Consider the following 18,240-nt stretch of genomic DNA (forward strand, 5'->3'; position numbering starts at 1 on the left):
AGGTTGCAACACAAGCCATTATTGCAGCATTGAAATGTCAGCAATCTCGAGGAACAGTGCGCGTAGCTGTTTAAGCAGGGCTAAGCGGTTTGCACGAATAGCTGGGTCATCGTCGTTCACCATCACATTATCGAAAAATGCATCGATAGGCTGTTGCAAAGAGGCTAAACGTTTTAGCGCTGCTTCGTAGTTGCCACTTTCAATATCCGGTGCCACGGTGCTTTGTGCTTCGTGGATTTTCGCAGCTAGCGTTTGTTCTTCAGCCACTTGCAATTTATCCGCGTCAATTTGGCTTGGAATATCGCTATCGACTTTCGCTAAGATGTTACCCACGCGCTTATTCGCTGCGGCTAGCGACTCAGCTTCCGGCTCGTCTTTAAATATTGCCACAGCACGTACGCGTTTATCGAAGTCCGCTGGACGGGTGGGCCGGTTCGCCGATACCGCCTGAATCACATCCACTGCAATGCCTTTATCTTGATACATTGGGCGGAAACGACCGAGCAAAAATTCCAGCACGTCATCAGCAACGGTACTGCTGGTTAAGCGATCACCAAGTTGCACTTGCGCGTGTTCAATCAACGACACCAAATCGAGTTGCAAATTTTGTTCGACAATAATGCGTAAAATGCCAATTGCGGCACGGCGTAACGCGAAAGGATCTTTATCGCCCTTTGGCGTCTGTCCAATACCAAAAATACCGACCATCGTATCCAGTTTATCGGCCAGTGCTACAGCACAAGCTTCCAATGTCGCCGGTAGTTCGTCACCCGCGAAACGAGGCCAGTAATGTTGTTCAATGGCCTCTGCAACGGCGCTGCTTTCACCGTCGTTAAGCGCATAGTGATAGCCCATCACGCCCTGGGTTTCAGGGAATTCTGAGACCATTTGTGTAGTCAGATCGGCTTTTGACAGGAGGCCGGCACGGTATGCCACATTAGGGTCCACACCCAGTTCACTGGCAATAATTTTTGCTAATCCGGCGATACGCTCGCTTTTATCGGCAATAGTACCTAAGCGCTTTTGGAACAAAACATTTTCCAAATCTTTCAGGCGCGATTCTAGCGTTTGCTTTTTGTCGGTTTCAAAAAAGAAACGTGCATCAGCAAGGCGAGGGCGAACCACGCGCTCATTTCCTAGAATAATCTGCTGCGGATCGCGACTCTCGATATTTGTGATAAAAATAAATGCCGGTAACAAATTACCCTGGCTATCTTCTACTGGGAAGTAGCGCTGGTCGTCTTTCATGGTAACGATGAGCGCTTGCTTTGGTACTTGCAGAAATTCTTCAGAGAACGATGCATGCAATGCCACAGGCCATTCAACCAGCGCGGCGACTTCTTCCAGCAGCGCTTCATCTTCAACGACATGACCATTAAGATCGTTCGAAATTCTAGAAATCTCACTTTTAATCAATGATTTACGCTCATCGATAGTAGGCATTACATAATGGCTGCGCAACTGCTCAAGGTAATCGTTTACATGCGCCAGCTCAAACCCTTCAGGGCTGTGGAAACGGTGACCTTGAATATGGCGATCCGACTGAATGCCCAATACCGACGCGTCGATGAGTTCGCTACCAAACATGACGGTATAGGTATGTGCGGGGCGGATGAATGAATAGCTGCTGTTACCCCAACGCATTGGCTTGGGAATAGGTAATTGCTTCAACGCCTTTTCTACCATAGCAGGAAGCAGGCTCGCGATCGGCTGGCCTTTCTCCACCGTTTTATGAAGTAGCCACTCGCCCTTATCGGTAGTTAAGCGTTGCGCTTCTGCGACCGTGATACCGTTTGACCGGGCCCAACCCTCAGCAGCTTTGGTTGGGTTACCATCCGCATCGAAGGCGACATCCACTGAAGGACCGCGCTTTTCTACCGCTTTATCGGCTTGTTCGGCATCGAGGTTTTCGACAATGATCCCCAACCGCCGAGGCGTAGCAATACTCATTGTGTTAGTAAACGCTAACTCCGCTGCGTTTAATTGCTCAACAATGCTGTTGCTGAAGGCTTCGCTTAGCTGCCGCAAAGCCTTTGGTGGCAGTTCTTCGGTTCCCAACTCAATCAGTAACTTGTCCTTAAGCATTGCTCAGCTCCTTGACGTCTGTGCTGTCGTTACACATTGGAAAACCTAACGCTTCGCGCGCGGCATAATAGGCTTCGGCGCAGGCCTTCGCCATTGTTCGAACACGTAAGATATAACGCTGCCTTTCTGTGACCGATATCGCATGCCGAGCATCTAACAAGTTAAAGGCGTGCGATGCGCGCATCACCTGCTCGTAGGCTGGTAATGGCAATTGCTTTTCAATCAGCGTTTCACATTCTTTTTCGCATTCATCAAAGCGCCCGAACAGAACGTCGACGTCGGCAATCTCAAAGTTGTAGGTCGACTGTTCTACTTCGTTTTGGTGGAATACATCACGATACAGAATTTTTCCACGCGGGCCATCGGTCCACACTAAGTCGTAGATGCTATCCACGCCCTGTATGTACATTGCTAAGCGTTCTAAACCATAGGTTATTTCACCGGCAACAGGCTTACACTCTAGCCCACCAACTTGCTGAAAATAGGTAAATTGGGTGACTTCCATGCCGTTCAACCAAACTTCCCAGCCCAGACCCCAGGCGCCCAATGTTGGCGATTCCCAGTTGTCTTCCACAAAACGGATATCATGCACTAACGGGTCGAAACCGAGGCGCTCTAGTGAGCCTAAGTACAGTTGCTGGATATCCTTGGGCGATGGCTTCATAATGACCTGAAACTGATAGTAGTGTTGCAGGCGGTTTGGGTTTTCCCCATAGCGGCCATCGGTTGGACGGCGACAGGGTTGCACATAGGCATAGCTTGCTGGCTCAGGACCTAATGAGCGCAAGAAGGTCATTGGATGGAAGGTACCGGCACCCACCTCCATATCTAGGGGTTGAACGATGGCACAGCCTTGCTGCGCCCAGTAATCTTGCAACGCAAGAATCAATCCCTGAAAGGTTTTTACGTTGTAATCAGCCATCAGGTGCTTATCTCTATTTGCGAATGAATGGGAAAATCAGGCATTATGCGGGATTATACCCGTTCATTCGGCGATGATATAGGGCTCTAGCCCGATTACAGCAAGAATCAAAAGAAATCGCAGAAATCACAGGCAGCATAGCGTGCAAGACATTATTAACGACCAAAAACCTCGCTGCGGCTGGTGTGGTCACGCAGAAGACTACCAGCACTATCATGATACCGTTTGGGGTCGACCTGAGCTTGATCCGCAACGGTTATTTGAGAAGCTGTGCCTGGATGGTCAGCAAGCCGGTTTAAGTTGGATTACCATCCTTCGCAAACAGGAGAATTTTCGTCAGGCTTTCTATGATTTTGACCCAACGAAGATCGTGGCGATGAGTGACCGCGAGCGGCAAGCATTAGTTACCAACAAAGGGATTATTCGTCATCGCGGCAAAATCGATGCGATTTTCTCCAACGCCCAGGCATATCTGGCGTTAGAGCAGCAAGGTATGTCGTTTGACCGGTTTATTTGGCAATTTGTCGATGGCCGCCCACTGCGCCATCAACGCCAAAGTTTTACTGAAATACCCACCGAAACTGAGACGTCTAAAGCGATGTCAAAAGCCCTTAAAAAGGCCGGCTTTCGGTTCGTCGGGCCGACAATATGCTACGCATTCATGCAAGCTGTCGGGTTAGTGAACGATCACTTAGTGGCGTGCCATTGTCACCAAGAAGTCGATCAATTAATGCAACATACAGAAGTACAGGTTTAGTTGGATAGATTATGATTGAAATTACTATTGCTGATTATCAAAACCCGAAACATCGACAAGCGGTTGTGGCGATGCTAGATGACTACGCTCGCGACCCTATGGGCGGCGGCGAAGGTCTGGAAGATGAGGTTAAAGAGCAATTAGTTGATGAGATGGCGAAGCGTGATCACGTGTTCTCGCTATTAGCGTTTGATGGTGAACAGCCTGTAGCACTAGCCAACTGCGTTGAAGGCTTTTCTACATTTGCGGCAAAGCCACTGATGAATATCCATGATATTGCGGTGATCAGTGAATACCGCGGTCAAGGTATTGCGCGCCGCTTGCTAGAGGAAGTAAAAACCTTGGCGGAATTTCGTGGCTGTTGCAAAGTGACGTTGGAAGTACTTGAGGGTAACGAAACCGCAAAGCACGCTTATAAGAACTTTGGCTTTAAGCCTTATGAATTGGGTGATGTGGGTAAAGCTGAGTTCTGGCAGTTGTACCTAGACTAAGCTAAGCCCTTTTTAATCCAGTAGCGAAACGGGGCTTGCTCCGTTTCCTCTGCGACCAGTTGGTGGTCCATAAAGCGGCAGAAACTTGGTATGTCCCGTCGTGTCGCGGGGTCATCAGCAATCACTAACAATACTTCGCCGTCAGCCATTTTGCGCACTTGAGCACGGATCATCATTACCGGTTCCGGGCATAACAACCCTAGGGTATCGAGTTCTGCGTCATAATGGTGTGCGGTCATCGCAATAGGTTCCTTTGCCAATAAAAAAGCCGCCCGTGGGCGGCTTGTTATTATACGGTTTTTTATACTTTCTCAAAGACCGTCGCAATGCCTTGACCCAAACCAATACACATGGTGGCTAGGCCAAGCTCCGCTTGTTTGTCTTCCATCAAATTGATCAATGTGGTGGAAATGCGGGCGCCTGAGCAGCCTAACGGGTGGCCTAACGCGATCGCACCACCGTTAAGGTTCACCTTCTCATCGGCTTTGTCGAGCAGTTTCAATGCTTTCAACACCGGCAGTGATTGCGCCGCAAAGGCTTCGTTCAGTTCAACCACGCCGATGTCATCCATGCTTACGCCAGCGCGTTTCAGCGCCTTTTCTGTGGCCGGGACAGGGCCGTAACCCATGATAGATGGATCGCAACCAGCAACTGCCATCGAACGGATTTTCACCCGCGGCGTAAGGCCCAGTTGTTTGGCTTTGTCTGCCGACATGATCAGCGTTGCTGCAGCACCATCAGACAGTGCAGAAGAGGTGCCCGCGGTGACCGTGCCATTCGCTGGATCGAATACCGGACGCAATTGCGCCAACGATTCAGCAGTCGTCTCTGGACGAATGACTTCGTCAGTCGACACTTTAACTAACTCACCATCGGCATTATGGCCGTTCATGGCATAAATTTCGTTAGCAAAACGGCCCTCTACGGTCGCCTTGTGCGCCAACTGGTGTGAACGTGCACCGAATGCGTCTTGTTGCTCCCGGCTGATGCCAAACTTACGACCAAGCAGTTCGGCGGTCATTCCCATCATACCAGCAGCACGAGCCACGGACTTGTTTAACCCTGGATGAAAATCGACACCGTGCATCATTGGCACATGGCCCATGTGCTCGACACCTCCGGCAATAAAAATATCGCCGTCGCCATGCATGATGGCACGAGCGGCATCGTGGATGGCTTGCATTGATGAACCACACAAACGGTTAACGGTTACACCCGCAACAGAATGAGGAAGGCCAGCCAACAATGCAGCGTTACGTGCGATGTTGAAACCTTGCTCAAGGGTCTGTTGCACACACCCCCAGTAAATGTCTTCGATTTCATTAGGGTCAACCGCGGCGTTACGCTCCAACAAGCCTTTCATCAGGTTTGCAGAGAGGTCTTCTGAACGGGTGTAACGGAATACCCCGTTTTTTGAACGTCCCATGGGCGAGCGAATACAATCGACAATGACTACATCTTTCATCGTAAAACCTCCTCTACCTTATTTTGCGCTTGGCGCTAAATAAGATTTGCCCGATTTAGCCATCTCTCTCAGGCCATCGGTCACATGATAAATTTCGCCCAGATCACGGTAGCGATCGGCAAGCTCGATAAATTTCTCTAGCCCCATGGTCTCGAGGTAACGGAAAGGTCCACCGCGGAATGGCGGGAAGCCTAAACCGTACAGCATTGCGATATCCGCCTCGGCAGCCGTATCGACAATGCCTTCTTCTAGGCAGCGCACCACTTCGTTGACCATTGGAATCATACAACGGGCGATGATTTCATCAGCATCAATGGTTTTGCCTGGTTGGCTACCGGTTAACTGATAGGCTTTCTCTGCTGCATCTTTGGTGGTTCGACCCTTTTTGTCGGTACCATAATCATAAAAGCCTTTACCATTTTTCTGACCATAACGCTCGGCGTTAGCCAGTTGCGCAACCGCATTGGCTTCATCACGCGGCATCCGAGTTGGGAAGCCTTCAGCCATTACCTTGGTACAGTGGTCAGCGGTATCGATGCCAACAACATCTGACAAGTACGCTGGACCCATTGGCCAACCGAATTGTTTCTCCATAACCTTGTCGATAGCCACAAAGTCGACGCCTTCCTTGAGCATTTCAGCAAAGCCTGCCAAGTAAGGGAACAACACGCGATTGACTAAGAACCCAGGGCAGTCGTTCACGACAATCGGGGTTTTACCCAGTTTCAGCGCATAAGCGACGACCGCTGCGACGGTCTCATCTGAGGTCTTTTCACCACGAATAATTTCGACAAGCGGCATTTTGTGCACAGGGTTAAAGAAGTGCATGCCACAGAATTTCTCTGGGTGTTTTAGGTTCTTCGCTAATTCGGTGATCGAGATGGTAGAAGTGTTCGAGGTGATAATAGCGTCGTCGCTGACCACCTGCTCAATTTCTGCCAACACCGAGCCTTTCACTTTCGGATTTTCGACAACGGCTTCTACCACGATATCGACGTCTTTGACCGCTTCGTTGAGCAACGTCGGGGTGATAGAAGAAAGCACTTTAACCACTTTTTTGTTGTCTGCTTTGCCACGCTTAACCGCTTTTTCTAAAATTTTGCCGGCTTCTTTCATGCCTAAATCAAGTGCGTCTTGGCGGATGTCTTTCATTACCACCGGTACGCCCTTGTAGGCAGATTGGTAGGCGATACCACCGCCCATAATACCTGCGCCAAGCACTGCAGCGTGTTTGATTTCTTTGCTGGCGGTTTTCGCACGCTTTTTCGATTTACTTTTCACTAGCTGGTCAGCCAAGAAAATACCGACTTGTGCCTGACAGGCATCGGTTTGGGTTAAATCAAAGAATGCGGCGTTTTCTGCTTTCAATGCACCTTCACGCGCTTCGCGAGCGCCATTCTCAATGGCTTCAATGGCTTTATGGGGTGCTGGGTAATGTTTACCTGCCTTGGCCGCTACCATGCCTTTAGCAGTGGTTAAGCTCATCAGTAGCTCGGTGTCGTTGGCCGCTAAAGGAGCCAGTTTTGGTGCACGCTTGGCCTTCCAATCTTGTTCACCGGCAGCGGCTGCTTTGGCAAGGTTTAATGCTGCTTCTGTGAGTTTCTCTGGTGCTACAACAGCATCGACAACGCCCACTTTCATGGCATCTTCGGCACTATTGTTTTTACCGGTAGTGATCCATTCCAGTGCATTGTCCGGTCCGATCACGCGCGGCAGACGCATGGTGCCGCCAAAGCCAGGAATAAGCCCCAGCTTAACCTCGGGTAATCCAATGGTCGCTGTCGGGTCGGCAACCCGATAATCACAGGCCAACAGTGCTTCACAACCGCCACCGAGGGCAAAACCTTTTACTGCCCCAACGGTCGGGACTGGTAAATCTTCCAGTTGGTCGAATACCCGTGATGCTTTTGCAACCCAATCTTTGGTGAGCTCAGGGTTAGCAAATAGCTGTAAGAATTCGGTAATGTCAGCGCCAACAATAAAAGTTGGCTTGGCACTGGTTACAATGACGCCTTTAAGATCTGACAGTGCAGCGAGCTTGGTTAGTGCGTCGCTGAATTCTTCCAACGTTTTTTGGTCGAATTTGTTGACTGAACCTGCTGCGTCAAAGGTTAATTCGGCGAACCCCGGCTCGACAAAATCAACCCGGATACTCTCACCTTGGTAGATCATGTTTTATCTCCCACGACTTCCGGTAAATATTTACATAGGCAGAGTACTGACTCTGACCCATGATTTGGTTATGGTAGACAGAGTTTGGCGCGAAAGCGGCGAATTTTCAACGGTTATTTAAACACGCGTTTGAAATTGAGGTGGTGGCAGATCGTGTTTTATCGTCAGGCAAAGTTTACGCAGGCTGTTAGCTTGGTCATCGCCATGTTGGTAAGCGTTGCTGTTGGTGCGCAACAACTTACCCTTGAGCAACAACGCGAACTCTTTGTTAAAGCAGAGTATGCCGCAAAAAGAGGGCGCCTAGATGAATACCAGCTATTGCTGGAAAAGTTGCAAGACTACCCATTAAAGCCGTACCTAGAATTAGAACGTTTGCAACAAGTCGGTTACCTCGCTAACGAGGACCGAGTTCTGGCATTTCTCAAACAGTACGAAGGCACGCCGTTAGATTGGCAGCTTCGCGGGCAATGGTTAGATTATCTGCAAGAGCAGGATTTGTATCGCCGTTTTGCACGAGATTTTCGCTACCCCGGAACCGACAACCACCAATGCTATTTCATTGATGCCAAGCGGCGAATGAACGCGATGACCGATGATGAGTTTATTAAGCGCGTTGATGCCATATGGAACGCTGGCTACTCACTTCCCGATAGTTGTAACCCGATCCTCGAGCAGTGGACGGATATGGGTGCACGGACACCAGAAAAGGTCTGGCAACGTCTCCGCCTAGCGGCAGAAGGGGGAGACGCAACATTACTGCCTTACCTAACAAGATTATTACCCGATGACCAGCGCTACTTGGGCGAGCTCTATCGGATTTTACGGCGCTATCCACAGCGGGTTTCGCAATCCACACAATTTCCGGCATTTTTCCCGCACAAAGAAGCGACCATAGCGGCCTATGCCCTACAGCGTGAAGTCTGGGACGATCCAGAGCGGGCCATTACCGCTTATCATCGCATAGTGCAGCGCCTGCCCTTCAGCGCAGAGCAAAATCAGCAAGTCGTGAATGAGTTTGCGGTGGCATTAAGCTTAAAGAATCACCCAGCTGCCGAGGCCTGGCAACAAAAGGCTGGCAATACCGCATTGACTGAACGGTTGCTCCAGTGGCGCTTAGCGTTTTATTTGCGCAACCAAGACTTTAGTGGCCTACTTCAAGTCATTGATCAGTTCCCTAATGCTATTCAGCAGGGTAATCAGTGGCGTTATTGGCGCGCTCGCGCCTACGAAGAGACAGGTAACGCTTTGCAGGCGCAAAAGCTGTACCAAGATCTGGCTAATGAACGCCATTATTATGGCTTTTTGGCCGCAGCTAAAATCGGACAACCGGTCAATTTGGAGCGTCAACCGTTAGATGTGAGTGTGCAGCGAATGGAAGCAGTGCGCTCTCGACCAGCAGCACGCCGCGCCTACGAATTTTTACAATTAGAACGTTGGGTGGACGCACGCCGCGAGTGGCATGAGCTGCTGTCCCATTTATCTGCCGATGAACAGCTAGCTGCAGCGGCTTTAGCCAGCGAGTGGGGCTGGCATGACCAAGCCATTTGGGGGGTGGCACAAGTTGGTCATTTTGATGCCGTGCAGCTGCGCTTTCCACTGGCCTATTTAGAACAGATAGAACAGTCCGCAGGCGAGGCAGGCATTGACCCATTTTGGGCCATCGCGGTGACTCGCCGGGAAAGCGCGTTTCGTAGCGATGCCTATTCCAGTGCTGGAGCCCGCGGGTTGATGCAAATTTTGCCGAGCACTGCCGAGCGGGTGCTGAATCGACAACTCGGTTGGCAAGAACTCCACCAACCGGCAACCAACATTGCAATAGGAACCGCCTATCTTGGACAACTGAATAAGCGGGTGAACAATAATTGGGTGCTAGCAACCGCTGCCTATAATGCCGGCTATTATCGTGTGCTGGATTGGTTGCCAACCAAGCCAATGCCTGCGGATTGTTGGATAGAGACCATCCCCTACCACGAAACGCGAGATTATGTGAAAGCAGTGCTGGCTTATCAGCAAATTTATCGTATGTTAGTAGACAAGCACGACAACCTGTTTCAGCAGGTTGCGACAATGACCATCGAGCCAGCGGAAGAGGATAACTGATGAACGGCGCAGGGCATATCTTTCGACATTTTGCAGACCATATCGCGCAGCTTCAGCATCGTGCCGAATTAATGTTTGAACGCGAGGGCATGACGTTTCTTGCCATCCATTCTGGACAACTGAAAAAGCGCTTCTTGGACGACATGGAATATCCTTACAAGGTTAATCCGCACTTCGTCCCTTGGTGCCCCGACGCACAAGAATTACCAAATAGCTGGGTACTGCTGCAACAAGGGCAACGACCAAAGCTAATTGTCTATCAACCGCAAGATTACTGGCATTTTACTTTACCGGTTGGTGATTGTGAGTGGGCCCATGCGGTGGATATTGAAACCATTGCCACACCGGAGGCCATCGAGAAGTTTTTACCTTACGATAAGCACCAAGGCGCTTACATTGGCGAGCATATCGAGGTTGCCAAAGCGCTAGGGTTTGAGCAAATCAATCCAGACCCAGTGCTTAACTTTTGGCATTATCACCGCTTGTTCAAAACCGACTATGAGATCGATTGTTTAGCGCGCGCGAATGTTCTAGGGGTTCATGGTCATCGCGCTGCGGCCGCGGCGTTTGCTAATGAAGGTAGTGAGTTTGATTGTTTGCTGGCCTTTTGCGAAGCGACCAAAATGAACGAAGCTGATGCGCCATACAAACCAATTATTGGTATAAATGAGCATGCTGCCATCCTTCATTACATGCGGCAGTCCAAACAGGCACCACAGAATCATCGCAGTTTGTTGGTCGATGCTGGAGTACAGGTCGCCGGTTACGCCTCGGACATCAGCCGCACTCACTCGGCAAGAGAGAACGAATTTACTGAGTTAGTTGTTGCTGTTGACCAGTTAACCCAAGCGTTAACAGAAAAACTGCGACCGGGATTGGGCTTCCCAGAGCTTCATCAGTTGGCGCACGAAAAAATGGCCAACTTATTGTTTGCGTTTGGGTTTATCACCACTTCGCCTGACGAAATTATGGCTAAAGGCCTAACCCGTTACTTTTTTCCGCACGGGCTAGGGCATCCGTTAGGTGTGCAAGTCCACGATGTTGGCGCGACGCAGTTGGACGAGCGTGGCACATCAGTACCCGCACCAGAACAACATCCGCATTTACGTACTACACGAAACATTGAGCCGCGCCAGGTTTATACCGTTGAACCTGGTGTCTATTTCATCGATTTATTGCTCCAGCGAGCACGCGATGACGGCCATGGCAAATTGTTAAACTGGGAACGAATCAACCAGTTTAAACCGTATGGCGGTGTGCGGATTGAGGACAATGTGGTGGTATATCGAGAGCGTAATCGCAATTTGACGCGCGAAGCGGAGCACTACCTCGACCAGCAACCCTAGGAGTGGATATGTCCGATTCATACGATGTACCAGCGCATACGTTGGAGCATGAATTGGTAATTAAACAAAGCCGCTTTATTGCCTGCACAAAGCGTGTTTCAAGTCGCGAGCAATGGAACCAATGGTTGGCCGAGGTTAAACAAAAATGGCCAGGGGCGAATCATTACTGCACCGCAGCGATTTTTGGCGCGCCCAACGACGGCCAAAGCTACGTTAGCAGTGATGACGGTGAACCAAGCGGAACCGCCGGTAGACCCATGCTAAATGTGTTGTTGCATCAGGCGATTGGCGAGATAGGTGTGGTTGTGGTGCGTTACTTCGGAGGCATTAAACTCGGTACTGGGGGCTTACAACGTGCTTACGGTAAAGCGGTCAGTGAGTCGTTACAGCAGTTACAACGGAGAACAGTGGTCGCTCGCCAAGCAGTAGCGATTCATTTTGATTACAGCGACCAAGGCGTAGTTGAACGGCTGCTTGCTGAATACGACGTCCAGCAACTTCACCGTAACTTTGCTGCCAGCGTTCAGTTAGTGGTTGCTGTCGCCGCTGACCAACGGCAACAGCTAGCGCAGCAATTGGCCGATGCCAGCCAAGGGCGAGTGCAATTAAAAGAACATCGCGCTGGGCTGGAATAAGCGCTCGACTTCACCGATATATTTTTTGTCGACCAAAAATAGGATGACGTGATCATCTGATTGCAGCAGCGTTTCACTGTGCGCAATCAATACCTCATTGCCCCTTACCACGGCACCGATAGTGGTCCCCGGCGGCAGCTTAATGTCTTTAACGGCTTTGCCGACCACTTTTGAGGTATTCTCATCGCCGTGAGCAATCGCTTCGATAGCCTCCGCTGCGCCTTTACGGAGCGAGTAAACGTTGACGATATCACCCTTACGAATATGGGTTAATAAGGCCGAGATTGTTGCTCGCTGTGGCGAGATGGCGATATCAATTTCGCCGCCTTGCACTAGGTCTACATAGGCGCTGCGTTGGATTAATACCATGGTTTTGCGGGCGCCCATGCGCTTCGCTAACATCGCCGACATAATGTTCGCTTCGTCGTCGTTAGTTACTGCAATAAAGACGTCAGTATCTTCCACGTGCTCTTCGAGTAGCAGTTTCTGATCTGAGGCATCACCACAGAACACTAGGGTATTTTCTAATTGTTGGGACAGAACTTCCGCGCGTGCCTGAGAGCGTTCTATCAGTTTAACGCGGTGGTCGGTTTGTAGCTGCTTGGCCAAGCCAGCACCGATATTACCGCCACCCACAATCATAATCCGGCGATACTGGTTCTCCAGCTTTTGTAATTCTTCCATCACGGTGCGAATGTAGCGGGTATCGGCAATAAAGAAGACTTCATCGTCGGCTTCAATAACGGTTGTACCGGTTGGCCGAATAGCATGGCCTTGGCGGAAGATGGCGGCCACTCGCGTATCGATATTAGGGATATGTTCGCGCAACGTTGAAATGGCATGCCCCACCAGCTTACCGCCATAGTAAGCTTTCACCGCTACCAAACTCGCTCGCGCGCCGGCAAACTCCATGACCTGTAGCGCGCCCGGGTAATCAACCAAGCGCTTGATGTATTTTGTCACAAGCTGTTCTGGCGAAATAATATGGTCCACTGGGATGTCTTGGTTGTGGAACAAGCGGTCTTTGTAACGGATATAATCTTCTGAGCGAATACGCGCAATTTTGGTCGGCGTGTTAAACAGCGAGTAGGCAATTTGACAGGCGATCATATTGGTTTCGTCGCTATTGGTAACCGCGATCAGCATGTCGGCGTCTTCGGCACCCGCACGGCGCAATGTGTCGGGATGCGCTCCGTGGCCGACTACAACGCGCAAATCGTGCTTATCTTGCAGTTCTTCCAGCAACTGTGTGTCGGTATCAATAATAGTAATATCGTTGCTTTCACCAACGAGGTTTTCAGCGAGTGTTCCGCCAACTTGTCCAACACCCAGAATAATGATTTTCATAGCGCTTTTTCCAATTTCGCGTAATAGAAGCCGTCGCCAGCATGTTGCCCCGGCAGCCACTGGATGGTTGCCATATCGGCTTGCAATGGGATTAGCTTAGCATCCTTCGTGCGCGCTAAAAACTGCTGAATTTGCTGATCATTTTCTTCAGGCAAGATGGAACACGTGGCGTACAACAAGGTACCGCCAGGAGCCAGTGTTGGCCATAGGCTATCTAGTATCTCCGCTTGCAACGCCACCAGCGCCGCTATATCACTGGCGCGTCGCAGCCACTTAATGTCGGGATGACGGCGTATAACACCGGTTGCTGAGCACGGGGCATCTAGCAAAATTCGCTGAAACGGCGTGCCATCCCACCATTTTTCTCGCTCACGGACGTCGGCACATACCACCTCAGCATTAATATTGCTGCGAGCAATATTGTCTTTTACTCGTTGTAGCCGCTTAGTTTCAACATCAATAGCCAGTATCGGCTGCTGCGGCCGCGAGTGTTCACCAATATGCACGGTTTTACCGCCAGGGGCAGCACAGCAATCCAACACCCGGTCGTTGGTTTGTGAATCAAGGTGGATAGCGGCAAACTGCGCGGCTCGGTCTTGTACTGAAACAAGGCCATCTGCGTAGCCTGGAAGGTCAGTCACCTGGGCGGGATGCTGTAACTTTATCGCACAAGCCAATTGCGGATCTAACTCCGCTTTAATGCCATTTTGCTGCAACTGTTGCAGGTATTCAGCGGCACTTTGCTGGCGCTCATCAATGCGCAGCCACATGGGTGCCTGCTGATTATTTTCTGCAGTGATTTGCCGCCATTGTTGTGGATATGCGGCTTGAATTTTTTCTAATAACCAACGCGGGTGATTGGCATCGTCACGCTCGGCAAGAGGAGCGTTGTCGAGCGCGCGTTGTAGATTACGCAACACGCCATTAACTAAGCCTTTTTGTTTGCCCTTTTTCAAGGTGACGCAGGCTTCTACAGTCGCAGACACCGCGGCATGGGCTTTAGTACGCATCGATATGAGTTGGTAAGCACCAACAAGGAGCAAATAATGGAGTGGTTTTAAGGTGCCTTTTAACGGCTTTTCCAAGCGTTGATTAATCGCCTCGTTAAGGCTAGGCAGATCGCGCAACACACCATAGCACATGGCTTGAACTAAGGACTGGTCTCGCGCCGGTAAGGATTGACTGTAATGTGGCAACGCTTCACTCAGGGATTGTCCCTTTTCTAACACGGCAAACAACGTTTGTGCTGCCGCTGCGCGCGATGCTGCGCCTTGCGCGTTAGTTGCCATGGTTGCCAGAACTCAGTGGTAAACCGGCGGGAAAGTGGCTGCCATACCCGTTTAAGAAAACCTCGGCAGGTTGTTTCGCTTTACCTGGCCATTGCAGCTCTTCGATGTTCACGCAGCCCTCTGCTGTCGCAACAGCCAAGCCCGACTTACTCTGTCCAACCACGGTTCCAGGCTTAGCCGTTGCGGGTTGGTCTACGACTCGCAGTTTGTGAACTTTCACAGGTTTATCGGGTTGCGTCGGGCAACTGAACCACAACCCTGGCCATGGCGTGAACGCCCTTAGTTGGCGTTCAATTTTGGCGGCAGGTTGGTGCCAGTCGATTTCAGCTTCTGCTTTACTGAGTTTGTGCGCGTAGTTAGCCTGCTGATCATCTTGCGGCTTTGCGGTTGCGCGATAGCTTTCTAAATCGGCTAGCACCGTCACTAACGCCTTAGGTCCCAGTTTGGCAAGCTTTGCGTATAGACTCGCTGAGGTTTCTTGTGGCTCGATAGGGCAGCTTTCGGTGTAAAGAATGTCGCCCGTATCTAACCCTTGATTCATCTGCATAATCGTTACGCCAGAGCGCTCATCACCGGCTTCAATAGCCCTTTGAATAGGCGCAGCTCCGCGCCACCTTGGTAACAATGAACCATGAACGTTCAAACAACCGAAACGGGGAATGTCGAGTACCGCTTGGGGTAATATCAAGCCATAAGCGACGACTACCATGACGTCTGCTTGGTAGTTGCTGAGCTGCTGCTGAGCTTTTGCAGTCCGCAGGCTTTCTGGCTGTTCGACAGGAATATTGTGCTCTAAAGCCAAGGTTTTTACCGCGCTTGGCTGTAATTTCTTTCCGCGCCCTGCTGGGCGATCCGGTTGCGTGTACACAGCAACAGTGTCCCAACCCTGTTGTTCAGAGTGAGCGATTAACTCAGCGAGGTGCTGTTCAGCAAACTCCGGGGTACCGGCAAAAATAATCCGCATGTTAGGCGTCAGCCTTAGCCCGTAAGCGATGTTCTTTCTCGAGTTTCTTGCGAATACGGTTACGCTTAAGTGGCGACAGATAATCAACAAAAAGCTTGCCGTTCAAGTGATCAAGTTCGTGTTGAATACAAATAGCCAACAGCCCTTCAGCCGTTTTCGTAAAGCTTTCGCCGTTACGGTCAAGCGCCTTTACGGTGACTTTGCCTGCACGCTCAACTTTTGCGTAAACGCCGGGGAAAGATAAACACCCCTCATCGTTACTGAAGTGCCCCTCAGTTTCGGTGATCTCTGGGTTAATGAAGACTAAGGGTTCGTCCTGATCTTCACTGCAGTCGGCGACAAACAGGCGCTTGTGAATGTCGACTTGGGTTGCGGCCAAGCCTACGCCTTGCGACTCGTACATGGTTTCAAACATGTCGTCGATGGTCGCACGCAACTCGTCATCCACTTGTTGTACGGGTTCTGCGACTTTGCGCAGGCGCTCATCGGGATATTCCAATACGGTCAATTTCGCCATTTCACTCAAACCTCATTACTTCAACTAGCGTTATTTTAACGCAAAATGGCAGGTAAAGGACAGTCCATGCACACCGATGATATTAATACCGCACTGCGCTTAATGATGGCGTCAGCAACAGTTAAAAAGCACGCGCAGCAATGCACCAGTTGGGACCATGTTCGAACGCGATTTGCCTTAAGCGGTGTTGCTATAAAAAGCGATTGGTGCGATCGAGTACAGCGTTGGCAGGCTGAACCTCAGCAAGGTGTTATCGACTATTTTTCTGCAGACTATCCGGAATGCTTAAAACAACTCAGCCAACCACCTTGGTTGCTGTTTTATATTGGTCGCAAAGAACTGCTTAACAGTGTTCAAATAGCCATTGTGGGGAGCCGCAACGCCACCATCGATGGTAGAAATACCGCGAATTGGTTAGCGGCTAAAATTGCTGCACAGAAGGTCACGATAACCAGCGGTTTAGCCACCGGCATTGATACCGCAGCGCATCAGGGTGCGTTAGCCGCGGGTAATAGTATTGCGGTGTTGGGTTGCGGCCCCGATATTTATTACCCGAAGCGCAACCGTGGTTTGCAGCAGCAATTGGCACAACAAGGTTTAGTTATTAGCGAGTTTGTTCCAGGAACTGGGGCGCAAAGCGATCAATTTCCTCGGCGAAATCGTATTATTAGTTGTCTCGCTACTGGTGTCGTGGTGGTTGAGGCTAAACGACGCAGCGGGTCTTTGCTGACCGCGAGATATGCATTGGATTTGGGGCGCGAAGTTGGAGCCGTTCCGGGGAGCATTTGGAACCCAGCCGTTGAAGGCTGTCATTGGCTCATTCAACAGGGCGCTTTGCTAGTGAAAGATGTCAACGATGTGTTGGCGTGGTGCAATCTGCAGAGCGATTGGGTGGAGCAACAAATAAATTCTGTCGAAACCGAGGAGAAAGTCTTGGCAAACTGGCCGTTGTTAGCTAATGTGGGGTTTGAGCCTATGTCTGTTGATGCCCTTGCAGAGCAGACAGGGTTATCGGTCACCGACGTTGCTGAACAACTTGTGATGTTAGAAGTCGAAGGCTGGGTGATCGCCGAAGCAGGCGGTTATAAGAAAGTGGGGAGGCGCTAACCATGTTTGATATCCTCATGTACCTGTTCGAGAACTATATCCACTCTGAAGTGGAAGTGGTCGTAGACCATGATGAGCTAACCGACGAGTTAGCGCGAGCAGGGTTTCATCGTCAAGAAATCCAGAAAGCTTTGGCTTGGCTGGAACGCTTAGCTGACCTTCAGGATAGTCAGTCAAAACCCTATCTTGACCATTCTCCAGGTAAATCTACACGGGTTTATACCGCGGCTGAAGCTGCGCGTATGGACACGCAAAGCCGAGGCTTTTTGATGTATTTAGAAAAGCTCGGGGTGTTGGATTTTGAGACGCGAGAAATGGTGATTGATCGGGTCATGGAGTTGGAAACACCGCAGTTTACTATCGACGATTTAAAGTGGGTGGTGCTCATGGTGTTGTTCAACGTTCCCGGGCAGGAAGCAGCGTACGACCAGATGGAAGGCTTGCTCTTCGAAGAGCCGGAAGGTCTGTTACACTAATAGCTCTGCTACTAGTAAAATTATCGTACGCAAGGGGAAGGCCATGTCATCAAGCTCCGGATTGTGTCCACAATGTGGGCGTGAGCTCGTGGTAAAACATGTTGGGCAGCGAAGTTTTCTTGGCTGCAGTGGTTACCCTGACTGTGAATATACCCAAGGTTTGCGCGAGCAATCAGAGATTGAACCGCAACCGCTTGGCGTACCTTGCCCTGATTGCGGTTCGGAGTTGCAGATAAAGAGTGGCCGTTATGGCCTATTCGTAGGTTGCTCAAACTACCCCAATTGTACCTTTGTTGCTGAAGCTGACGATGATGCTGAACAACAGATTGCTTGCCCTGAATGCCACAAGGGCAAACTGATTGGCAAAACTTCTCGCCGTGGTACGCGTTTTTTTGCTTGTGACCAGTACCCCCAATGCCAATATTCGCTCAACTACCCACCGGTAAATCAGGCGTGCCCCAAGTGTCAGTGGCCAGTGCTAGTGGAAAAAAGACGTAACGGTGTGCGTTACCTGCAATGCCCACAAAAATCGTGCGGATATAAACAAGAATCGGTATAATCCGCGCA

General features: G+C 50.4%; 17 protein-coding genes. 8 read left to right on the plus strand and 9 right to left on the minus strand.

Going from position 1 to position 18,240, the window contains the following annotated elements; all coding sequences use genetic code 11:
* Window positions 1-18: 18 nt before the first annotated feature.
* Window positions 19-2,085 (minus strand): glycine--tRNA ligase subunit beta, encoded by a 2,067-nt coding sequence (glyS, locus tag CWI84_RS02650; protein WP_126841025.1) that lies wholly within the window; start codon window positions 2,083-2,085, stop codon window positions 19-21.
* Entirely contained in the window at window positions 2,078-3,007 is a 930-nt protein-coding gene (gene glyQ / locus CWI84_RS02655; RefSeq protein ID WP_126841026.1) for a glycine--tRNA ligase subunit alpha, read from the minus strand. Before glyQ ends, glyS begins: the two co-directional genes overlap by 8 nt.
* Before the next feature lie 142 nt (window positions 3,008-3,149).
* Here glyQ and CWI84_RS02660 point away from each other — a divergent pair, with 142 nt between their 5' ends.
* Both CWI84_RS02660 and CWI84_RS02665 read left to right on the plus strand, forming a co-directional pair.
* A complete protein-coding gene (locus CWI84_RS02660; protein ID WP_420843702.1) occupies window positions 3,150-3,764 on the plus strand; it encodes a DNA-3-methyladenine glycosylase I in 615 nt (204 codons plus the stop codon).
* Window positions 3,765-3,775: 11 nt separating this feature from the next.
* Window positions 3,776-4,255 carry a GNAT family N-acetyltransferase gene (locus CWI84_RS02665; RefSeq protein WP_126841027.1) on the plus strand — a complete coding sequence of 160 codons (480 nt, stop codon included), beginning with the start codon at window positions 3,776-3,778 and terminating at the stop codon, window positions 4,253-4,255.
* Here the strand turns inward: CWI84_RS02665 and tusA are convergent.
* The 3 genes from tusA to fadB all read right to left on the minus strand — a co-directional run bounded on the left by tusA (window position 4,252) and on the right by fadB (window position 7,892).
* Window positions 4,252-4,494 carry a sulfurtransferase TusA gene (gene tusA, locus CWI84_RS02670; protein WP_126841028.1) on the minus strand — a complete coding sequence of 81 codons (243 nt, stop codon included), beginning with the start codon at window positions 4,492-4,494 and terminating at the stop codon, window positions 4,252-4,254. The genes CWI84_RS02665 and tusA overlap by 4 nt on opposite strands.
* Before the next feature lie 62 nt (window positions 4,495-4,556).
* A complete protein-coding gene (gene fadA / locus CWI84_RS02675) occupies window positions 4,557-5,720 on the minus strand; it encodes an acetyl-CoA C-acyltransferase FadA (RefSeq protein WP_126841029.1) in 1,164 nt (387 codons plus the stop codon).
* Window positions 5,721-5,738: 18 nt separating this feature from the next.
* The gene (gene fadB, locus CWI84_RS02680) at window positions 5,739-7,892 is read right to left on the minus strand and encodes a fatty acid oxidation complex subunit alpha FadB (RefSeq protein ID WP_126841030.1); all 2,154 of its coding nucleotides are present in this window, start codon (window positions 7,890-7,892) and stop codon (window positions 5,739-5,741) included.
* Window positions 7,893-8,045: 153 nt separating this feature from the next.
* Here fadB and CWI84_RS02685 point away from each other — a divergent pair, with 153 nt between their 5' ends.
* From CWI84_RS02685 to CWI84_RS02695, 3 genes are read left to right on the plus strand one after another with little or no spacing between them, the layout of a single operon-like run.
* A complete protein-coding gene (locus CWI84_RS02685; RefSeq protein ID WP_241968713.1) occupies window positions 8,046-9,992 on the plus strand; it encodes a transglycosylase SLT domain-containing protein in 1,947 nt (648 codons plus the stop codon).
* Window positions 9,992-11,338 (plus strand): Xaa-Pro dipeptidase, encoded by a 1,347-nt coding sequence (gene pepQ, locus CWI84_RS02690; RefSeq protein WP_126841031.1) that lies wholly within the window; start codon window positions 9,992-9,994, stop codon window positions 11,336-11,338. Before CWI84_RS02685 ends, pepQ begins: the two co-directional genes overlap by 1 nt.
* A gap of 8 nt (window positions 11,339-11,346) precedes the next feature.
* On the plus strand, window positions 11,347-11,973 hold the full coding sequence (locus tag CWI84_RS02695) for a YigZ family protein (protein ID WP_126841032.1): 627 nt from the start codon (window positions 11,347-11,349) through the stop codon (window positions 11,971-11,973).
* Here CWI84_RS02695 and trkA read toward each other — a convergent pair.
* From trkA to def, 4 genes are read right to left on the minus strand one after another with little or no spacing between them, the layout of a single operon-like run.
* Entirely contained in the window at window positions 11,944-13,320 is a 1,377-nt protein-coding gene (gene trkA / locus CWI84_RS02700) for a Trk system potassium transporter TrkA (RefSeq protein WP_126841033.1), read from the minus strand. The genes CWI84_RS02695 and trkA overlap by 30 nt on opposite strands.
* On the minus strand, window positions 13,317-14,609 hold the full coding sequence (gene rsmB / locus CWI84_RS02705; protein ID WP_126841034.1) for a 16S rRNA (cytosine(967)-C(5))-methyltransferase RsmB: 1,293 nt from the start codon (window positions 14,607-14,609) through the stop codon (window positions 13,317-13,319). The genes trkA and rsmB overlap by 4 nt, the downstream gene beginning before the upstream one ends.
* The gene (gene fmt, locus CWI84_RS02710; RefSeq protein WP_198674477.1) at window positions 14,599-15,573 is read right to left on the minus strand and encodes a methionyl-tRNA formyltransferase; all 975 of its coding nucleotides are present in this window, start codon (window positions 15,571-15,573) and stop codon (window positions 14,599-14,601) included. The genes rsmB and fmt overlap by 11 nt, the downstream gene beginning before the upstream one ends.
* Window position 15,574: 1 nt before the next feature.
* Window positions 15,575-16,090 carry a peptide deformylase gene (gene def, locus CWI84_RS02715; RefSeq protein WP_126841035.1) on the minus strand — a complete coding sequence of 172 codons (516 nt, stop codon included), beginning with the start codon at window positions 16,088-16,090 and terminating at the stop codon, window positions 15,575-15,577.
* 66 nt (window positions 16,091-16,156) lie between these two features.
* Between def and dprA the strand changes: the two genes are divergently transcribed.
* Genes dprA through CWI84_RS02730 form a run of 3 tightly spaced genes read left to right on the plus strand, consistent with a single transcriptional unit; the run spans window position 16,157 to window position 18,232 of the window.
* The gene (gene dprA, locus CWI84_RS02720) at window positions 16,157-17,197 is read left to right on the plus strand and encodes a DNA-processing protein DprA (RefSeq protein ID WP_241968714.1); all 1,041 of its coding nucleotides are present in this window, start codon (window positions 16,157-16,159) and stop codon (window positions 17,195-17,197) included.
* Window positions 17,198-17,199: 2 nt separating this feature from the next.
* Window positions 17,200-17,673 (plus strand): DUF494 family protein, encoded by a 474-nt coding sequence (locus CWI84_RS02725; protein ID WP_126841036.1) that lies wholly within the window; start codon window positions 17,200-17,202, stop codon window positions 17,671-17,673.
* 43 nt (window positions 17,674-17,716) lie between these two features.
* A complete protein-coding gene (locus CWI84_RS02730; RefSeq protein ID WP_126841037.1) occupies window positions 17,717-18,232 on the plus strand; it encodes a DNA topoisomerase family protein in 516 nt (171 codons plus the stop codon).
* The last annotated feature ends 8 nt before the right edge of the window (window positions 18,233-18,240 follow it).

The sequence above is a fragment of the Idiomarina tyrosinivorans genome (assembly GCF_003987475.1).
In the GTDB taxonomy this organism is placed as follows: domain Bacteria; phylum Pseudomonadota; class Gammaproteobacteria; order Enterobacterales; family Alteromonadaceae; genus Idiomarina; species Idiomarina tyrosinivorans.

Bases quoted from the DNA above. Each gene is read 5' to 3' on its own strand.
- glyS (WP_126841025.1), bottom strand. From the start codon at position 2,085: ATGCTTAAGGACAAGTTACTGATTGAGTTGGGAACCGAAGAACTGCCA.
- glyQ (WP_126841026.1), bottom strand. From the start codon at position 3,007: ATGGCTGATTACAACGTAAAAACCTTTCAGGGATTGATTCTTGCGTTG.
- CWI84_RS02665 (WP_126841027.1), top strand. From the start codon at position 3,776: ATGATTGAAATTACTATTGCTGATTATCAAAACCCGAAACATCGACAA.
- tusA (WP_126841028.1), bottom strand. From the start codon at position 4,494: ATGACCGCACACCATTATGACGCAGAACTCGATACCCTAGGGTTGTTA.
- fadA (WP_126841029.1), bottom strand. From the start codon at position 5,720: ATGAAAGATGTAGTCATTGTCGATTGTATTCGCTCGCCCATGGGACGT.
- fadB (WP_126841030.1), bottom strand. From the start codon at position 7,892: ATGATCTACCAAGGTGAGAGTATCCGGGTTGATTTTGTCGAGCCGGGG.
- pepQ (WP_126841031.1), top strand. From the start codon at position 9,992: ATGAACGGCGCAGGGCATATCTTTCGACATTTTGCAGACCATATCGCG.
- CWI84_RS02695 (WP_126841032.1), top strand. From the start codon at position 11,347: ATGTCCGATTCATACGATGTACCAGCGCATACGTTGGAGCATGAATTG.
- trkA (WP_126841033.1), bottom strand. From the start codon at position 13,320: ATGAAAATCATTATTCTGGGTGTTGGACAAGTTGGCGGAACACTCGCT.
- rsmB (WP_126841034.1), bottom strand. From the start codon at position 14,609: ATGGCAACTAACGCGCAAGGCGCAGCATCGCGCGCAGCGGCAGCACAA.
- fmt (WP_198674477.1), bottom strand. From the start codon at position 15,573: ATGCGGATTATTTTTGCCGGTACCCCGGAGTTTGCTGAACAGCACCTC.
- def (WP_126841035.1), bottom strand. From the start codon at position 16,090: ATGGCGAAATTGACCGTATTGGAATATCCCGATGAGCGCCTGCGCAAA.
- dprA (WP_241968714.1), top strand. From the start codon at position 16,157: ATGCACACCGATGATATTAATACCGCACTGCGCTTAATGATGGCGTCA.
- CWI84_RS02725 (WP_126841036.1), top strand. From the start codon at position 17,200: ATGTTTGATATCCTCATGTACCTGTTCGAGAACTATATCCACTCTGAA.
- CWI84_RS02730 (WP_126841037.1), top strand. From the start codon at position 17,717: ATGTCATCAAGCTCCGGATTGTGTCCACAATGTGGGCGTGAGCTCGTG.